This window comes from Bacillus sp. 205(2023), assembly GCF_037027485.1.
GTDB lineage: Bacteria > Bacillota > Bacilli > Bacillales > Bacillaceae > Bacillus > Bacillus halotolerans.
On sequence record NZ_JAXCHF010000006.1, the window covers coordinates 16,632 to 35,582 of the forward strand.

The following is an 18,951-nucleotide window of genomic DNA, read 5'->3' on the forward strand; positions in this document are numbered from 1 at the left end:
TTATGAGTCCCTGCCTGCTCCCTCAAGCGATTTAAAGCAGGCCGTTTTAAAAGTAATCCTATCGGTCTTCGCTTGGGTAATGACGGCACCTTTCAATTCACTGTTTTCATCAAAATTCAAACTAATCAACCCGAATAAGTTGGTGATAAGAACAACATGTTGACCGCACATTTTTTTGTGTTCACTAGGCGTTTGCCGCCTCTAAATTGTCTATGGGTAAATATCATGAACTAATCTGCGAAATACCAATGCTAGGCAATTTTAAATGATCCGGGAGGTAAAAACGAATGGAACTGTATAAGTGTATCGAAGAAATTTTTGGCGGCTTGAAAAATCCATCGGTTAAAGATTTGGCAGCTTCTTTAAAACAAATTCCAAACGCGGCAGAATTGAGTCAACCATATATAAAGGAACCAGACCAGTACGCTTACGGCCGAAATGCCATCTATAGAAACAATGAATTAGAAATTATCGTGATTAACATTCCCCCAAACAAGGAGACAGCAGTCCACGATCATGGTCAATCCATTGGTTGTGCAATGGTGTTAGAAGGAAAACTTCTCAATTCTATTTATCGCTCAACCGGCGATCATGCAGAACTCTCCAATTCATATTTTGTCCACAAAGGAGAATGTCTTATTTCAACCAAAGGGTTAATTCACAAAATGTCCAATCCGACTTCCGAACGAATGGTGTCTCTTCATGTTTACTCACCCCCTTTGGAAGACATGACGGTCTTTGAAGAACAAAGTGGTGTATTGGAAAATTCATGATTTACAGCCTGAACTACTTTACTTGATTAGTTTGTTATATGTCATTTTTCAAACGCAGGAGCCTAACGAAGGAATATCTGACTTTATCATTGGTTTGTGAAATGCTCCTAGGAACATATGATTTCGGATCCACAGAAGGGTTCAGCGAATGAAACCTTTCCATTAAAAACAAAAAAACCCTTAAAGAATAAGGGTTTACAGGTATGGAGCCAAGGGGGCTCGAACCCCTGACCTCTACGCTGCCAGCGTAGCGCTCTCCCAGCTGAGCTATGGCCCCGTATGTAACGTCATGTTTATTATAGATGATTTTTTTTAAAAAAACAAGCTGTTCCTTTCTAATTGGCAGAAAAAAATAAGGCCCTTTCCGGAGCCTTATTTTTCGATTTACATCATAAACAAAAGTAAAATCACGCCGAGAATGATTCGGTAGATTGCAAACGGAACAAGTTTGATTTTGTTAATCAGTCTTAGGAAGAAACGGACCACAAACAGTGCGACAACAAAGGCACAGATGAAACCGACGATGAAAAACGGCATCAGATCCGAGCTTAAGCTGTCCCAATGCTTCACTAGGCTTAAGGTGCTGGCTCCCATCATAATCGGCATTGCCATAATGAATGTGAAATCGGCTGCCGCACGGTGATTCAACCCGAGAATAACGCCCCCGGAAATCGTTGAGCCAGAGCGTGAAAAACCCGGCCAAAGGGCAAGACATTGGAATAAACCGACGCCAATCGCCTGCTTATATGAAATACGGTCTAGGGTGTCTGTCGTTTCTTTCCGTTTATTAATCCAATCGGCTGCAAGCATTAAAACTGCCCCGGCAATTAAGCCAATGGCCACGGTGCGGACTGAAAATAAATATTCATCAATATAATCCTCAAACAAAAAGCCGAGAACCGCGGCAGGCACAAGTCCTACTGCGATTTGGGCAATGCTTAATTTGTGACCATGCTCTTGGTCACTCGTGATATTTTTTTTCAAGCCAAGCAAATTCAAAATCCTGTCTTTAAACACGATCGCAACCGCTAAAATAGAGCCAAGCTGAATGACAACTTTAAATGAGTTGGCTGCTTCTTCAGACATGAGACTGCCTGATTTAAGCCAGATATCATCTACTATAATCATATGTCCTGTCGAAGAAACCGGTGCGTACTCTGTTAATCCTTCTACGATTCCTAAAATAGCAGCTACAAACAATTCCCATAGAGTCATGATTTTAATTCTCCCCATTAGACATTTATTTTTTACATAACGGGAGCCTTCCATAAATGGAAAGCCCGTCTTATATAACTATAAATGAAATTTATGCTTTATGACTCTTTGCATTTTCATTTTTTTCTTCATCGTATAGATGCGACTGCATTTTAAACCAGTCAAATAAATGTGTCGTAATGACTTTGGCAACCGCATAGCCCGGAATCGCAAGAATAATTCCGATAACACCAAACAGCTTGCCGGCGGTTAACAGCAGAAAAATGATGGTGATTGGGTGGATATGAAGGTTTTTCCCCATAATTTGCGGGGAGATCAGTTTCCCTTCAATAAGCTGAACAATCGTCCAGACGATCACAAGCTTGAGCAGCATCAGAGGCGATGTCACAATAGCGATAATGATCGCAGGCGTAATGGCGATTGTCGGACCTAAATACGGCACGATGCTTGTACAAGCCGCAATAACGGCAAGTAGCGAAGCGTAATCCAGTCCGATGATCAAATAGCCGATAAACAGCAAAAATCCAATGCAGAAGCTGACAATGATCTGTCCTCTGATATAAGAACTTAGCCGATGATTCATTTCGCTTAAAACTGTGTATGTTTGCTCTTTTAATTGTGTCGGCACAAACTTCAGTATGTAGATCGGCAATTTCTTTCCGTCCTTTAACAGATAGAAAAGAATAAATGGAACTGTCACGATCGAAATGATAATCTCAGTTAAGGCGCCGATAAAATTCCCAACGCCGGTAAAGGTGCTGTTTACAATCGTCGCTGCCTGATCTGACACCTTTGTCGCGAGATCAGATATATTAATGTTCATCGTTTGCTGCGCCTGATTGACAAAGTTACTGCCGATCAGTTCTTTTGTCTGATTCTCAACAACATCCACATATCTCGGGATGTTGTCAATCAAACTCATAATTTGCTCTTTTAAAAAGGGGATAATCGACACGATTGTGATCGTGATCAGCCCGATAATCAACAGATATAACAGCAAAATGGAATAGATTCTTCTGATTCTTCTTCTCTCAAGGAAATCAACGACAGGGTTTAACAGATAAAAAACAATGCCTGTTAAAATAATCGGAAGCGATATCGTTTTGAGCAGAACAATGATCGGGGTGAAAATAAATGATGTTTTTGTAAATACGAGAATATTTAAACCAATCAGCAGCAAAACAAGCAAAAATAAAACAAACTTGTTGTCCAAGAAGAATCGCTTGAATCTGCCGCTCCATGTTTGCAACGTCTCCACTATCGTTCCTCCGTCATACATAGTTTAAGTAAATTGTACACTATCGTACCTATAATGAAAAATAAAAACCGCTAATTGCTGGAAAAACTTCCTTAACTAAAAAATGTGATTTGATCTATCATGTGCTTTTCTTCTTTTTAAGCTATAATTTAGCTATATCATACAAAAGGAGCGATATGCGTGATACGATTTGCAATAGTAGGAACCAACTGGATTACAGACCGCTTTCTAGAAGCTGCTTCAGAAATTGAAGATTTCCGGCTCACAGCCGTTTATTCAAGAACACCTGAACGCGCCGCTGAGTTTGCCGCTCGGCATGGGGCTGCATATACCTTCTCCGACCTTCAGGAAATGGCGGCAAGCGATGGCTTTGATGCTGTATATCTCGCCAGCCCGAATGCTCTTCACAAGGAGCAGGCGATCCTCTTTATGAACCATGGCAAACATGTGCTATGCGAGAAACCGCTTGCTTCAAATACCAGAGAAACAGAAGAGATGATTTCAGCCGCCAGAGCGAATGGTGTTGTCCTCATGGAAGCAATGAAGACCACATTCCTGCCTAATTTTAAAGAGCTGAAAAAACACTTCCACAAAATCGGCACAATCCGCAGATTTACCGCAAGCTACTGTCAGTACTCTTCAAGGTATGATGCGTTTAGAAACGGAACTGTTTTGAACGCGTTTCAGCCTGAGCTGTCTAACGGCTCATTGATGGATATCGGCATCTATTGTATTTACCCTGCCGTTGTGCTGTTTGGAGAGCCGAAAGCCGTGAAAGCGAACGGATACACTTTATCTTCCGGCGTTGATGGAGAAGGTACCGTCATTCTCTCATATGACGGGTTTGAAGCCGTACTGATGCATTCTAAAATCTCAACTTCCTACGCGCCTGCTGAAATCCAAGGAGAAGACGGGACAATTGTATTGGATACGATCCATCGTCCTGAACGAGTGGAAATCCGCTATCGTGACGGCCGCCTGGAAAACATTTCGCTCTCTGATCCTAAACCGGCAATGTTTTACGAAGCAGCTGAATTTGTTTCACTCGTGAAAGAGAAGAAACAGGAATCTGAAGAAAATACATATGAACGCTCCTTGATCACTGCTAACATCATGGAGGAAGCAAGAAAACAGATGGGTATTGTGTACCCTGCTGATCAAGCCTAAAAAAATCCGCCCGCGGCATGTTGCACGCGGGCGGATTTTTTTAAACGATCGGTGAGGATGCCTGTCTTTTGAAAAGCACGTTTTGTTCATATTCTTTGATATCATCAAGCCAAGCCTCTTTTACCGGCACTCCCATTTGCTCACAGTAATAATCCCAGATGGCACCGAAAGGATAGGTTTTAAATTCCTCCATCAGCGCCAGCCTTTCTGTAAAGCGCCCCTCATCCTGCAATTGTTTTAAATGGTCATTCGGAAGAAGCAAAGCGTACATTATAGCTTTCATCATATTTCTCGTTCCGATAGTCCAAGCCGCGACACGGTTAATGCTGGCATCGAAAAAATCCAGACCGATGGCGACTTTCTCTAATGCCTGATTACGGACGATCTCAAGGGCGATTTCTCTCAATTCATCGTCTAACATCACGACATGGTCACTGTCCCAGCGAACGGGCCGGGATACGTGCAAGGCGAGTTTGTCTGTGTAAAGCAGCATCGCCGAGATCTTGTTTGATACCGTTTCTGTCGGGTGGAAATGTCCCGTATCGAGCAAGCATAACTTATGGTTCGTTAAAGCATAGGCTAAATAAAACTCATGAGACCCGACGACATATGATTCTGATCCAAGTCCGAACAGCTTGCTCTCGACCGAATCAACATTGTAATCTTCACTGATTTCCTCTCGGAATATCCGATCCAATGATTCTTTTAATCTTTTGCGCGGCGTCAGCCTGTCACTCGGAATATCCTTATAGCCGTCCGGAATCCAAATATTCGTCAAGCAAGGCGTGCCTAATTCTTTGCCGAAATACGCTCCGATGCGGCGGCACGCGACGCAGTGATGAATCCAAAACTCCCGGATGGATGGATCAGGGTGTGCGAGTGTAAGCCCGTCATCCGCTTTCTCATGTGAAAACAGTGTCGGATTGAAATCTAATCCGATACCAAGACCCTTCGCCCACTTCACCCAATTTTCAAAGTGATGCGGCTTCAGCTGATCACGTTCTACAACTTCTCCATTTGTTTCTGCGTATATAGCGTGCAGGTTGACCCGATGCTTTCCCGGAATGAGAGACAGAGCTTTCTCCAGATCTCTTCTTAATTCTTCCGGGGTTTGCGCTTTTCCGGGATAATTGCCTGTGACGTCAATGCCGCCGGAAAGCTCGCCCTTATTCACTTCAAACCCTTCAATGTCATCACCCTGCCAGCAGTGGATTGAGATCGGAACTTGCTGCAATTGCCGGAACACAGCTTCAACATCAATTCCCCATTTTTCATATTCTTGTTTTGCGCTGTCATAATTCGCTTTTATCGTCATACGGCTCTCTCCCTTTTATTCGAAATAAAAGACTTCCTTCAGATCGATTGAAACGGGACTGTCATCGGCATTTGTTTTCATTAATGGCGCCATTGATTTCCACCATCTGCGGCACACCTCTGTGTCCGCCATCTTCTTCCACTTTTCCTCATCCTCTATCTCTAAATAAGCAAATAACCGGCCTGTCTCTTCGTCTAAAAAAATAGAATAGTGATGCGCCCCATGGGCTTTAAGCGCTTCCGCCATTTCTGGCCAAATGTCATCATGCCTCTGTTTGTATTCCTTGAATTTATCTTTATGGACGAACATGATACTCGCTTTTCTTTTCAAGCTGATCACCTCTTTTTATTTAGATAGCGCTTTCAAAACAGTTTGATGATAGGACTGAATGATGGCGCTTCTGTCAGTATCTTTAGGCATAAACACTTTAATGGGAAAGGAGTTTCTGACGGTCTTGCGGGCCTGGTTTACGTCCTTTATTTCTTTGGCAGCAATCATTTGCATCAGCAGATTTCCGATGGCTGTCGCCTCAGCAGGTCCGGCGTATACTGTTTTTCCGCTCATATCAGCGGTTAATTGATTTAAGAAGTCGTTTTGGGCGCCTCCTCCGATAATATGAAGCTGTTGAATGTTTTTCCCTGTAATGGTTTCTAGTTCTGAGATGGCTATCGCATAGATGATGGCTAAATTGCTGTAGATACAGCAGGCAAGTTCGCCTGCTGTGTGAGGAATCTGTTGGAAGGTTTCTCTGCAATAATGTTGCATTTCCTTTATCATGTCGTTCGGATTCAGAAAACGATCATCATTTAAGTTGATAAACTGCTGAAACGGTTTTGTGTCTCCAGCTTCTTCTGCCAGTTGCTGAAAATTATAATCTTCTCGTAATTGTTTCCGGACTTCTTGTATCATCCACATGCCAATGATGTTTTTCAGGAAACGAATGGTGTTGTTTGCGCCGCGTTCATTTGTATAATTGTTTTTCAATGCGAGTTTATTTATAATCGGCGTTTCGTTCTCAATTCCGATTAACGACCATGTTCCGCTGCTGATATACGCCCAATCATTGTTTATGCCTGGTGCGGCGAGGACAGCTGAAGCAGTATCATGCGTTGCGACGGTAACCACCCTGCAAGCCGGCAGATCATAGCCTGGAAACCAATCATTTCTGAGCATGCCGAGTTCCTGTCCCGGTTCAGTCAGCGGCGGAAATTGCTGTTCCTTAACAGACACGGCTTCGAGCAATTCGGGATCAAACTTTCCTGTTAAGGCGTTTAAGAGCTGTGTCGTGGACGCATTTGTGATTTCCGCTGCTGCTTTGCCGGTTAAGCAATAGCCTAAATAATCCGGCACCATTAAAATCTGCTCTGTTTTTCTCAGCAGCTCCTGGTCTTCTTCATATAATTGATAGATTGTGTTAAAAGGCTGAAACTGAATGCCTGTTTTTTGATAGATTGTTTCTTTTAATATTGTTTGCGCAAGCTTCTCCATTGTGTTCTCTGTTCTTTTATCCCGGTATGATATGACTTCTCGTAATCGGCTGCCTTTCTCATCCAGCAAGACGTAATCAACGGCCCATGTATCAATGCCGACGGTGCAGCAGTCATAGCCAAGAGCTTTCACCTTTTGCAGCCCTTGCAGGATTTGCTCTAGTAAATGATCAATATCCCAGTAGCCATGTCCGTCTCTTTGCATGAAGCCGTTTGCGAATCGGTGAATCTCTTGTACTGCAAGCTTTCCTTCCTGGAGTTTGCCTATGATGACTCTCCCGCTTGATGCCCCTATATCAACAGCAGCATATATCATCCTTTCACCCTTTCTTTAGGAAGGGGGACGGCTGTCACTTTCACATTCTTTTCTTCAAGGGCTTTTACTGATACCGGATCAAGTCTGGAATCGGTAATGATGCAGCTGACATCCTGCAAAGAGGCGATATGTGAAAACTCGCGGTTCCCCCATTTGCTTGAATCGGCCATCAAAATGGTCTGATCAGATCTTTCAATCATCCGTATTTTAAGCAGTGCCTGCCATTCATTTGAGTCGCTCATTCCATGTTCCATATCAAACCCTTGGCAGGACAGAAAAGTTTTATTTACATGATAAGTTTCAAGTGAACGCTCAGCTAACGGTCCCGCAAATGATAATGATTTTGTCAGCAAGATACCGCCGGTTGAAATAACTGATATTTTTTGTTTTTTGCTCAGTTCAATGGCTGCCTTCATTGAGTTTGTAATGACGGTGAGCTCAATATCAGGGAGTATTTTCGCCATGTACCATGCAGTGGTGCTTGCATCGAGAATGATTCGGTCACCGCTTTTTACATATTTGGCCGCTTCGTGAGCAATGGCTTTTTTCTCTATTACATTTGTAATTTCACGTTCAGAAAAATGAATTTCTGACTCCTGCTGCTGAATGCTGACCGCACCTCCGTGGCTGCGGCTCAGCTTATGCTCTTTCTCAAGCTTCTCCAGGTCCCGCCGAATCGTTTCTTCTGTGACAGAAAATATGTCACTCAATTCGGATACGCGGATGCTTAAACGCTTATTCACTAGTTCGACTATTTTTTTCTGCCGTTCTGCTACTAACATCGGTAACGTCCTTCCTCATGAATATCCGTCTTGCTTTTCCCATATCATAGCATACTTCTAACGCGTAAAAGCTGCCGGGACGCCGCCGTCTACTGTAATCATACACCCTGTCGTCTTTTCAGCTTTAGAAGAAGCCAAAAACGCGATTGATTCGGCAATATCCTGCGGGTAAATATTAACCAAAAGCGTTGTGCGTTTCCGATAATGTTCCTCTAGCTGATCCGGCTCTATTCCATATGCCGCAGCCCGTTCCTCCCGCCAGCTTGACCCCCAAATCGCTGAGCCTTGGAGAACCGCGTCAGGCAAAACTGAGTTTACACGAATGCCGTATTCTCCTCCTTCTGCTGCAATACATCGAGCCAAATGGGTTTCAAGTGCTTTTACCGAACTGTAGGCTGAAGCGTTTTTTCCCGCATAGACAGCGTTTTTCGATCCCACAAACACCATGCTTCCGCCTATGTTTTGCTGTTTCATTTGCTTAAACGCTTCGCGGGCCACGAGAAAATAGCCGGTTCCCAATACATTGATATTGAGATTCCATTCTTTTAGACTTGTTTCGTCAAAAGGGCTTGATGTTGCCAGTCCTGCATTATTAACGACAATGTCAACGCCGCCGTAGGTAAGCGCTGCTTGTTCAAAGGCAGACTGTACCTCATCTTCATTTGTCACATCCATTTTGACAGCCATTGCGCGTCCTTCTCCGTACGTTTCGTTTATTTCCTCGGCAATTTTTTGTGCGCCTTCTACATTCAGGTCAGCCGCGATCACGTGTCCGCCTTCTGCTGCAAAGTGCCGGCAGGCTGCACTTCCGATTCCGCCGGCGCCACCTGTTATCAATGCTACTTTTCGAGAAAATTCTGCTTCCGGCGGGGCCAGCGTGAGTTTATATAATTCCAGCGGCCAGTATTCAACATGATAGGATTCATTTTCGTTTAATGAAACAAATCGTCCGAGTGAGGCAGAGCCTTTCATTACAGCAATAGCTCTCTGGTATAAAGCACCGCTAACTTTTGACATGGCAAGGCTTTTTCCCGTATTGACCATTCCAATGCCAGGAATCAATATGACACGCGGCGCTGATTCAAAGATTTGATCCCCTTCCTGCTGATTGCGTGCAAAGTAAGCTTGATACTCTGCTTTGAAGCGCTCGATCCCTGACTTCAGCAGATCCTCCAGCTCCTGTGCATCTTGCGTTTCCGGATTCCATTCAATGTACAGCGGGACACGCTTTGTATGAACGAGGTGATCCGGACACGCAGCGCCAATTTGAGAAAGCTCCGGCGCTTGCACGCTGTTTACAAATTCTAATACCTCTTCATGATCGTCATAGGAGAGGATCATTTTCTTTTCATCGCTTACAGCTCCTCGGATAACAGGCATGATCCCCGCCAGAATTTGTTTCCGCTTATCTGCTGGCAGTGACTCGTATCGCCTGCCGCCGAATCGCTGCTTTTGGTTGATGCGTTCATGAATGTACTGCTCAGCTTCTTGAATAATGGAGATCGTTTTCTCATAACACTTCTCTGACGTATCTCCCCAAGTGACTAAGCCGTGTTTTTCCATTAAGACAAGCTCGGCATTTGGATTGTTTGCCACGCCGTCTGCGATCATTTTAGACAGAGTAAATCCCGGGCGAACGTATGGCACCCATACAAACCGGCTGCCGTAAATATCTTCGGCAATTTGTTTTCCATTATCAGCGCAGCAAATGCTGATAATCGCATCCGGATGGGTATGGTCAACATGATTGTATGGCAGAAATGCGTGTAAGAGTGTTTCAATGGAAGGGCGGGGATGTTTGCTGTCTATCATACAATGAGACAAGTAATCTACCATTTCTTCATCTGACATCTGGTCTCTTTCAATCAGCGGACGGATGTCATCTAATCTCAGGCCGGTAAAGTTATGCGCTTTCATTGTTGCCAAGTCTGAGCCGCTTCCTTTTACCCACATCACTTCTGTTTCGCGTCCTCTGAAATCCTTCTCCCTTGTTTTCATCGACGTATTGCCGCCGCCCCAGTTGCATACAGTGCGGTCTGCTCCGATTAAATTGGACCGATACACCAATTCTTCAACACCCTTAGGCAGCTGGGCGGCATGTTCTGATTCCCATACATGTTTCACCATTTTCATCTTCCTCCGTCCCTTTTATTTGTATCCGCTTTCATTATATATGATGTTTGTTTGTTTTTGAATACCTTTTGTTTATTTTTGTTTTTATCAAGAAACAAAAAAAAGAAAGCAGCAAAGATATGCCGCTTTCTTTTTCTATTAAGATTCAATTTTAAATTTTTTCGTAATGTCTTGAAGTTCTTCCGCCATGTTCGCCAATGTTTCAGCTGAAGAGCTGATTTCCTCCATAGACGCAAGCTGCTCTTCCGCCGAAGCTGCGATATCTTGAATGCCTGCTGAGCCTTCTTTCGCTACTGCGGAAATCTCCTCAACCGCACTTGATACTTCCTGTGATCCGACTGACAGCTGTTCAACCGTCGCATTCAGATTTTGCAATTCACCGGATATTTGCGATGTCATCTCATAGATTTGCTTAAAGCTTTCAGCTGTTTGATCTGTAATTTGCAAACCTTCTTTTACTTCATGATTCACGGATTGGAACATAGAGAGCGACGTGCTGATTTCTCTGACAATCTCTTGAATTAATCCTTCAATTTCCTTCGCAGAACTTGCAGATTGCACAGCAAGTTTTCTGACCTCTTCCGCTACAACAGAGAAGCCTCTGCCGTATTCTCCGGCTCTGGCTGCCTCAATTGCTGCATTTAAAGCCAACAAGTTCGTTTGATCGGCAATGCCATTGATTACATTTAAGATGCTGGTAATGTCCTGAGATTTTGTTTCAAGGCCTTTGACGACGGCTTCAGCTTTTTGAACGGATTCATCGATTGTCTTCATTTGGCCGACTGTGTGCTCTACCAGTTTTTCTCCGCTTCCGGCTGCTTCAGAGGACTGGATTGAAGACTTCGTAATGGTTGATGAAGCCTGAGCCACTTTTGATATGCCGTGGTTCATTTGAGAAAGATGATCTGAGCTTGTTTCCAATTTCTCGCTTTGCGCCTCGTTGCCATTTGAAAACTGTTCGATTGCCAGCGTAATGTGTTCAGTCGCCTTACTCGTTTGGGCTGCACTTGCCGTCAGTTCTTCAGAAGATGATGCCACATTTTCTACAGACGTTTGAATAACACCGATGACAGAACGCAATGATTCAGACATCTCGTTAAAGCTTTCTCCTAGCTGGCCAAACTCGTTTTTCGACTGAATATCAATGACTTCCGTTAAATCTCCGCTGCTGATTTTCGCAGATGTTGAAACCAGTTTTCTTAACGGTTTGGTGATGGCGCGTATAATAAAGAGAATGAGTATACCGCCGATTACAATTGACACGCATAGAATGATAACGGCAGTGTTCAGTACCGGACTTGAAGCATCTTGCAATTCACTGACAAAGTACGTACCCGCGATTTTCCACCCTGTCAGTTTATTTGTCGCAAATGCCATTTTCTTTTCTTTGCCTTCGAAGGTATATTCAAATGAGCCGTCTGCTTTTGAATATACCTCTTTTATCCAGTCGCCGGATCCAGTTGTTCCTGGCTTAATCGTCGGATGGGCGATATATTTTTTGTTGCCTGTTGTAATAAATGCAAAGCCGTTTTTACCGATTTTTATTCTCTGTGAAGCTGTCAGCACTTCATCCAGATTTAAATCAAGCGCTATGACCCCTGAGCCATCTTTTAATTGTTTGGAAATCGTAACAACGATATCTCCTGTCGCTTCGTCAGTATACGGCTCTGAGAATACAGCCTGTCCTTTTTTCGCAACGGCTTGTTTGTACCAGTCACGTCCTGTCGGATCGAAACCTTTAGGAACGCCGCTTTCCGGATATTTGTAAAGCTTTTTATTTTCTGAAGCCGCATAGATTGCTCCTACATCGGCATTTAGTGTTGTGTATTGCTTGAATTTTTCATTCAGTAAGGTTTTATTTTTGCCTTGTAATATGTCCTTATCAATCGTCTCGCTGTAATAATCAATTGCTTTTGCTTTATTTTTCAATTTGTTTTCAAGTGTGCTGTTGAGTTCTTCAACGTTTCCTATTGCACTATTCGTAAGTTCCCTGTCCAGTGCGTTCCAAGCTGATTGATAACTGAAATATGCTAATACCCCAATCGGCAAAATGAGCACTGTCAGAAACGCAGCGATAAGCGGTTTGCTGATTGATGGCTGTTTGATCCAATGTATGAATTTTCCCATTCTCGATAATTCCTCCTTTAAGCTAAAAATAATATCGTCAAGCTAGGATAAAAGCTTTAATAAAAAAACTAAAAAAAACACCCAAGCACAGAACCTTGGGTGTTTTGACTCATTATTCGATTTTGAATCGTTTTGTCATATCGCGAAGCTCTTCAGCCATGCTTGAAAGTGTTTCTGCTGATGAGCTGATTTCTTCCATAGAAGCAAGCTGCTCTTCGGCTGATGCCGCGATATCTTGAATGTGGGCTGAGCTTTCTTTTGAAATCGATGCAATATGCTCAGACGCTCCCGATACCTCTTCAGAGCTGGCAGAAAGCTGCTGAACCGTCGCACTCATGTTTTGCAGTTCTCCGGCTATCTGGTTTGTCATTTCAGAGATTCGTTTAAAGCTTGTCTCTGTTTGATCTGTGATGTCAAGGCCTGTTTGCACCTCTTGGTTCACAGACTGGAACATGCCGAGAGATGTGTTGATTTCTTTCACGATTTCAATGATGAGCGCTTCAATCTCTTTAGCTGAATCAGCGGACTGTACAGCCAGCTTTCTGACTTCTTCCGCTACGACTGAGAAGCCGCGCCCGTATTCGCCTGCGCGCGCCGCTTCAATGGCAGCGTTTAGTGCAAGCAGGTTCGTCTGGTCAGCAATACCGTTAATCACGCGCAGAATGTTTGTGATGTCTTTTGATTTGGTTTCTAATCCGCGAACAACTTGTTCCGCTTCTTTCACGGACTTGTCTATCACGTTCATTTGGCCGACAGTCTGATGAACAAGCTGTCCGCCCGCACTCGCGATTTCTGTCGATTGAACAGATGAATCTGTAATGACTTCAGAAGCTTGAGCCATATTCGTCAATCCGTCATTCATCTGATAAATATGCTCTGCCGCTGTTTCGATGTTTTCATTTTGTTTTTCATTGCCGTTTGAAAATTGTTCAATCGCCAATGTGATATGCTCGGTCGCCTTGCTTGTTTGCGCGGCAGATGCCGTCAATTCCTCGGAGGAAGCGGCAACATTGTCTACCGAATCCTGAATGGCGTGTATGAGAGAGCGAAGTGAAGACGCCATATTGTTAAAGCTTTTGCCCAGTTCGCCCAGTTCATCTTTTGAACGGATATCAATCGTTTCCGTTAAATCTCCCTCACTGATCCGCTTAGATGAACCGACAAGCTGTTTCAGCGGGTTCGTGATTGATCGAATAACCAATGTCATCACGATGATACCAACGAGAATGGCTGCAATCAGGACAATTAATGCGAGGTGAAGCACAGGCTTAGCCGCATCATGAATTTCGTCCAGATACATCGTTCCGCCTATCTTCCATCCCGTTAGCTTGTTCGTATCAAAGGCCATTTTTTTCTTATCGCCGTTCATGCTGTATTGAAAATCGCCTTTATCGGCAGACAGCATCTGTTCAAGCCAGTCGCCTTTTAATTCGGTACCTGAAGTCTCGTCAGGATGCGCAACGACCTTTTTGTCTTTCGTCATAATAAAAGCATAGCCTTCTGTGCCGATGTTCACTTGTTTCGTCGTTTTCAGCAGGTTATCGATCGTCATGTTGATTGCGATAACGCCTGATCCGTCTTTTGTCTGCTGGGCAATTGTCACAACCATTGTGTTCGTAGATGCTGTTTTGTATGGATCTGTTATGACGGCTTTACCATTATTGGCAACCGCTTTTTTGTACCAGTCCCGTTCAACGGGATTATAATCGCTTGGCATCGGCAGATCCGGATAACGGGTAAAGCGCCCGTCTTTGTCACTCGTATAAATGGATTCCACGTCTTTATTGATTTTAATATATTGTGAGAATTTCTCTTCAATGCTGGCATTGCTCTTTGCTTTATATTTCTTTTGTGTCAGCCATTCACTGAAGTATTCGGCGCTGTTTTCTTTTTCTCCGATGCTGGTGTTAATGATTTCGTTTAGCTGCTGTACGTTTTCTAAGGCGCTTCCCATCATCTGTCTGTCGAGCGAGCTGCTGGCAGATCCATAAGCAATCGCCGCTACTATGGCAACCGGTATGATGAGAATCGATAGAAAGGAAACAAGAAGCTTCCGTGTAATTGATCTCTGTTTGATAAGTTGGAGTATTTTTTTCATCAGTTCATTTCTCCTTTTTTATGCTACCCTTCATATCGGCTGAAAATGGGTAAATATATACATTAAAAAAGAAGAATTTCAAGAAAAATAACTAAATCCCTATTAAAAATTAGTGATTTAGACCTATTAATCATCCAATTTAAATCGTTTTGTCAAATCTCGCAGCTCTTCGGACATTTTTTCAAGCGTCTGCGCCGATGAGCTGATTTCTTCCATGGAGGCAAGCTGCTCCTCGGCTGAAGCGGCGATATCTTGAATGCCGTCTGAACTTTCTTTAGAAATAGCGGCGATATCTATAGAAGCAGCGGAAATTTCCTGAGACCCTGCCGACAGCTGTTCAACCGTCGCATTCATGTTTTGCAGTTCTGCGGCAATTTGATTTGTCATTTTTGATATATGTTTAAAGCTTTGTTTTGTTTCGTCTGTCATGACCAGACCTGTTTCCACTTCTTTATTCACGGATTGAAGAACGTTTAATGATGTATGGATTTCTTTTACGATTTCACTGATCAGCGATTCAATTTCCTTTGCTGAATCTGCCGACTGTACCGCAAGTTTTCTCACTTCTTCAGCGACTACAGAAAAGCCTCGTCCGTACTCTCCTGCTCTGGCCGCTTCAATGGCGGCATTTAATGCTAAAAGATTGGTTTGATCCGCGATGCCGTTGATAACACGTAAAATATTTGTGATATCCTTTGATTTGATTTCCAGGCCTTTGACCACTTTCTCCGCTTCTTTCACAGAATGATCAATCGTATTCATTTGGCCGGCTGTTCTCTGAACGAGTGTTTCCCCTGCGCTTGACACTTCGGTGGAGTCTGCAGAGGTTTCTGTAATGACTGCCGCTGCCCGGGCCAGCTCTGCCAGTCCGTCGTTCATTTCGTTAATTTGTTCTGTTGTCGTCTCGATTCTGTCGCTCTGGTTTTCGCTTCCGTTTGAAAATTGTTCGATCGCCATTGTAATGTGTTCAGTGGCCTTGCTTGTCTGATCTGCGGAAGCTGTCAGCTCTTCTGACGATGAGGCGACATGTTCTACAGATTCTTTGATTCCGCAGATCAGCGAGCGGAGAGAGTGCGCCATATTGTTGAAGCTTTGGCTCAGAACCCCGAGTTCGTCTTTTGATTTGATTTCTATCGTTTCTGTTAAATCGCCTTTGCTGATTTTTTCAGCTGACGCAACGATGCTTTTTAAAGGCCTTGTAATCGACCGGATGACAAAATAAATCGCCGTTATTCCGGCTGCAATGGCAATGGCCAGAACAACTGATGCCATAACAAGAACCCTGCTTGCGGCATCATGAATCTCGTTGGCATACATCGTGCCGCTGATTTTCCAGCCTGTTGTTTCGCTTGTGGCGAACGCCATTTTCTTCTTCTTTCCTTTGTACGTATATTCAAAGTCGCCGCTTTTGTCTTTGTAAAGTTTGTCTATCCACTCCCCTTCTAACTGCGTTCCCGCTTTTTCACCGGAGTAGGCGATGATTTTTTTATTTTGGCTGAGGATAAAGGCATAGCCTTCTTTACCAATACTGATTTCTTTTGCTGTTGCCACAAGGTCATCGATTTTCATATCCATGGCGACAACGCCTGATCCGTCCTTTGTCTGACGCGCAATGGTGACAACCATTTTTCCTGATGAAATGGATTCGTAAGGTTCGGTGACAATTGTCTTTCCTTTATTAGCCATGGCTTCTGTGTACCAGTCACGTTCTAAAGCATTAAAGTCACTCGGCATGTCTGCGTGCGGATAGCGTGTGAATGTCCCGTCTTTGCTGCTTGAAAACACCGCAGCGACATTGTCATTCATTTGAATAAATTGTTTAAATTCTTGTTTGAGCTCCGTTTTTTTCTTGTCTTTCAGCTTGTCTGCTGTCGTCCAATCGCTGAAAAACGCGAGGCTTTTTTCAGTCGTTTTGATTCTGCCATCAATAATGTTATCTAATATTTGAACGTTTTCCTTTGCGCTTTGCGTCATCTGTATGTCAAGAGATGCAACGGCTGATTGATAAGCGCTTACCGATAGTGCCGTAATCGGGACAATTAAGATCAGCAGGAAAGAAATAATGAGTCTCCTGGCAATTGATGATCTGCGAATGGTGGTGAGTGTTTTTTTCATTCCTCTTGAACCTTCTTTCAATAATTTACAAATGATATCGGCTGATATTCCTTTATCTTACATTGAAAATGAAGGGAAAAATGAAAAATAGTTCTAAACTCACCGATTTAGACAGGTCTTTTATATTATTTCTTATACAAAAAAACAGCGCTTCATAAGCGCTGTTTTTTGCTCTTATTCAATTTTAAATTTCTTTGTCAGATCACGGAGCTCTTCTGCCATCTGCGCCAGGGTCGTGGCTGATGAACTGATTTCTTCCATAGAAGCAAGCTGCTCCTCGGCCGATGCAGCAATGTCTTGAATGCTTGCCGAGCTTTCTCTTGAAACATCGGCAATTCCGCTCACTGCTGCCGATACATGCTCTGAACGGCCTGACAGCTGTTCTACGGTTGTATTCATCGTCTGCAATTTGTCTGCAATCTCATTTGTCATGCTGAAAATACTTTGGAAGCTTTCCTTTGTATTGTCTGTGACAACTAGCCCTGATTGCACTTCTTGATTAACGGCTTTAAACATGTGAAGAGAAGTTTCGATTTCTGCAACGATTTCCTGGATCAGATTCTCGATTTCTTTAGATGAATCTGCAGATTGAACGGCCAGCTTACGCACTTCCTCCGCTACAACAGAGAAGCCTCGTCCAGATTCCCCGGCCCGCGCCGCTTCAATGGCTGCATTTAATGCCAGCAGGTTTGTTTGATCAGCAATCCCATTGATGACTCGTAAAATACTCGTGATATCTTTTGATTTTTCTTCTAACCCTTTCACCACTGCTTCAGCCTGCTGAACCGACTCATTAATTGAATTCATCTGCCCGACTGTCTGCTGGACATACTTCTCGCCTGTACCCGCGATTTCCGTTGATTGGATAGACGCTTTCGTAATGTCTGATGATGTTTGTGAGACTTGCTGGAGCCCTTCATTCATCATGTTCAGCTGATGAGAGCTGGACTCCACTTTTTCGCTTTGCTCTTCGTTTCCGTTTGAGAACTGCTCAATTGCCATTGTAATATGCTCCGTAGCCTTGCTCGTTTGCCCGGCGGATGCAGTCAGCTGTTCGGATGATGCGGCAACATTATTAACCGAGTCTTGAATGGCGCTGATAAGCGAACGCAAGGATTGTCCCATTTCGTTGAAGCTTTCGCCAAGCTCGCCCAGTTCATCTTTCGAACGGATCTCGATGGTTTCTGTCAGATCCCCGCTGCTGATCATTTTTGATGATTGAACCAGACGTTTTAACGGTTTTGTGATTGAACCAACGATAAACAGGATTAACATTCCGCCTGCCAGTATTGAAGCAATCAGCACGATCATGCCTGTTGTCAGGACAGATTTTGAGGAATCCTTGATTTCACTCATATACATGGTGCCGGCAATTTTCCAGCCAGTCAGTTGATTTGTCGTATATGTCATCTTTTTATCTTCATGATTCAGGGTATACTGCAGCTCGCCGCTGTCCTTCTCATACATTTTGGCAACCCAGTCGCCAGACAGCTTTTCACCAGCCTTATGGTTTTGATGGGCGACATATGTTTTGTTTTTCGTCGCGATGAAAACATAGCCTTCTTTTCCGACTTTAATTTGTTTCATCTGTTCTAACAGTTTATCAATTGTGATATCCATGGCGACGACGCCTGAACCATCCTTCAATTCCTGAGCAATGGTAATGACCATGCTTCCGTCGCTGGCTGCCACATAAGGATCGGTCACTACGATTTCACCGCCGGCTTTCATTGCATCCTGGTACCAAGAGCGTTTTCTCGGATCGTAGCCATCCGGCAATTTTTCTTTCGGTGCCTGTACATATGTGCCGTTTTCTGCCCCTCCGTAAATTCTGGCTACATCTTGGTTAATGGAAACATATTGCGAAAACTTGGCCTTAAGCTCTTCCTGTTTGGATTTTCCTTTAAACGCGGAGCTTTTCAGTGATTCGCTGAAAAAGCTGACGCCTTTCGCTTTTGCTCCTAAATCATTTGTAACTGTTGTATTAAATGAATCGACGCTATTTTTTGCATTTCCCATGATTTCCTGATCCAGTTTTCCGCTTGCTGAGCGATAAGAACTGAATTCCAATATAAGAATCGGAATGATTAAAATCACAACAAATGAAATCATTAGTTTTCTAGAAATAGACGGTTTTGTCAGCCAATTGATAAAAGTCTTCATAT

At 43.6% G+C, this 18,951-nt stretch carries 13 protein-coding genes and 1 tRNA gene; 2 read left to right on the forward strand and 12 right to left on the reverse strand.

The genetic code is table 11. From position 1 onward, the window contains the following. Positions 1 to 287: 287 nt before the first annotated feature. A complete protein-coding gene (locus WA325_RS14825) occupies positions 288 to 773 on the forward strand; it encodes a cysteine dioxygenase (protein ID WP_105955447.1) in 486 nt (161 codons plus the stop codon). Between the two features lie 204 nt (positions 774 to 977). Here WA325_RS14825 and WA325_RS14830 read toward each other — a convergent pair. From WA325_RS14830 to WA325_RS14840, 3 genes are all read right to left on the reverse strand, one after another. After that, positions 978 to 1,050, reverse strand: a tRNA-Ala gene (locus WA325_RS14830). Positions 1,051 to 1,157: 107 nt separating this feature from the next. After that, positions 1,158 to 1,988, reverse strand: coding sequence for an undecaprenyl-diphosphate phosphatase (locus WA325_RS14835; protein ID WP_010331630.1), 831 nt, complete (start codon positions 1,986 to 1,988; stop codon positions 1,158 to 1,160). Positions 1,989 to 2,079: 91 nt separating this feature from the next. Beyond that, entirely contained in the window at positions 2,080 to 3,246 is a 1,167-nt protein-coding gene (locus WA325_RS14840; protein WP_024122625.1) for an AI-2E family transporter, read from the reverse strand. Between the two features lie 180 nt (positions 3,247 to 3,426). On the opposite strand from WA325_RS14840, the gene WA325_RS14845 reads away from it, so the two are divergent. Further along, positions 3,427 to 4,413 (forward strand): Gfo/Idh/MocA family protein, encoded by a 987-nt coding sequence (locus WA325_RS14845; RefSeq protein WP_105955448.1) that lies wholly within the window; start codon positions 3,427 to 3,429, stop codon positions 4,411 to 4,413. A gap of 40 nt (positions 4,414 to 4,453) precedes the next feature. Here WA325_RS14845 and rhaA read toward each other — a convergent pair whose 3' ends face one another. The 9 genes from rhaA to tlpB (WA325_RS14890) form a co-directional block, all read right to left on the reverse strand. Then, complete coding sequence (gene rhaA / locus WA325_RS14850) at positions 4,454 to 5,728, reverse strand: L-rhamnose isomerase (RefSeq protein ID WP_336183883.1); 1,275 nt, start codon at positions 5,726 to 5,728, stop codon at positions 4,454 to 4,456. 15 nt (positions 5,729 to 5,743) lie between these two features. Beyond that, the gene (gene rhaM, locus WA325_RS14855; protein ID WP_059292671.1) at positions 5,744 to 6,058 is read right to left on the reverse strand and encodes an L-rhamnose mutarotase; all 315 of its coding nucleotides are present in this window, start codon (positions 6,056 to 6,058) and stop codon (positions 5,744 to 5,746) included. A gap of 15 nt (positions 6,059 to 6,073) precedes the next feature. Continuing rightward, positions 6,074 to 7,531 (reverse strand): rhamnulokinase, encoded by a 1,458-nt coding sequence (rhaB, locus tag WA325_RS14860; protein WP_336183884.1) that lies wholly within the window; start codon positions 7,529 to 7,531, stop codon positions 6,074 to 6,076. Then, positions 7,528 to 8,313, reverse strand: a complete 786-nt coding sequence (locus WA325_RS14865; protein WP_024122630.1) for a DeoR/GlpR family DNA-binding transcription regulator — start codon at positions 8,311 to 8,313, stop codon at positions 7,528 to 7,530. Before WA325_RS14865 ends, rhaB begins: the two co-directional genes overlap by 4 nt. A 57-nt stretch (positions 8,314 to 8,370) precedes the next feature. Continuing rightward, complete coding sequence (locus tag WA325_RS14870) at positions 8,371 to 10,440, reverse strand: bifunctional aldolase/short-chain dehydrogenase (RefSeq protein ID WP_336183885.1); 2,070 nt, start codon at positions 10,438 to 10,440, stop codon at positions 8,371 to 8,373. 144 nt (positions 10,441 to 10,584) lie between these two features. Further along, positions 10,585 to 12,573 (reverse strand): methyl-accepting chemotaxis protein TlpB, encoded by a 1,989-nt coding sequence (gene tlpB, locus WA325_RS14875; RefSeq protein WP_105955453.1) that lies wholly within the window; start codon positions 12,571 to 12,573, stop codon positions 10,585 to 10,587. A gap of 112 nt (positions 12,574 to 12,685) precedes the next feature. Next, complete coding sequence (gene mcpA / locus WA325_RS14880; protein WP_105955454.1) at positions 12,686 to 14,671, reverse strand: methyl-accepting chemotaxis protein; 1,986 nt, start codon at positions 14,669 to 14,671, stop codon at positions 12,686 to 12,688. Positions 14,672 to 14,797: 126 nt separating this feature from the next. Continuing rightward, complete coding sequence (gene tlpB / locus WA325_RS14885) at positions 14,798 to 16,786, reverse strand: methyl-accepting chemotaxis protein TlpB (protein WP_227598654.1); 1,989 nt, start codon at positions 16,784 to 16,786, stop codon at positions 14,798 to 14,800. Positions 16,787 to 16,960: 174 nt separating this feature from the next. Next, entirely contained in the window at positions 16,961 to 18,949 is a 1,989-nt protein-coding gene (tlpB, locus tag WA325_RS14890) for a methyl-accepting chemotaxis protein TlpB (RefSeq protein WP_105991689.1), read from the reverse strand. Between the last annotated feature and the right edge of the window lie 2 nt (positions 18,950 to 18,951).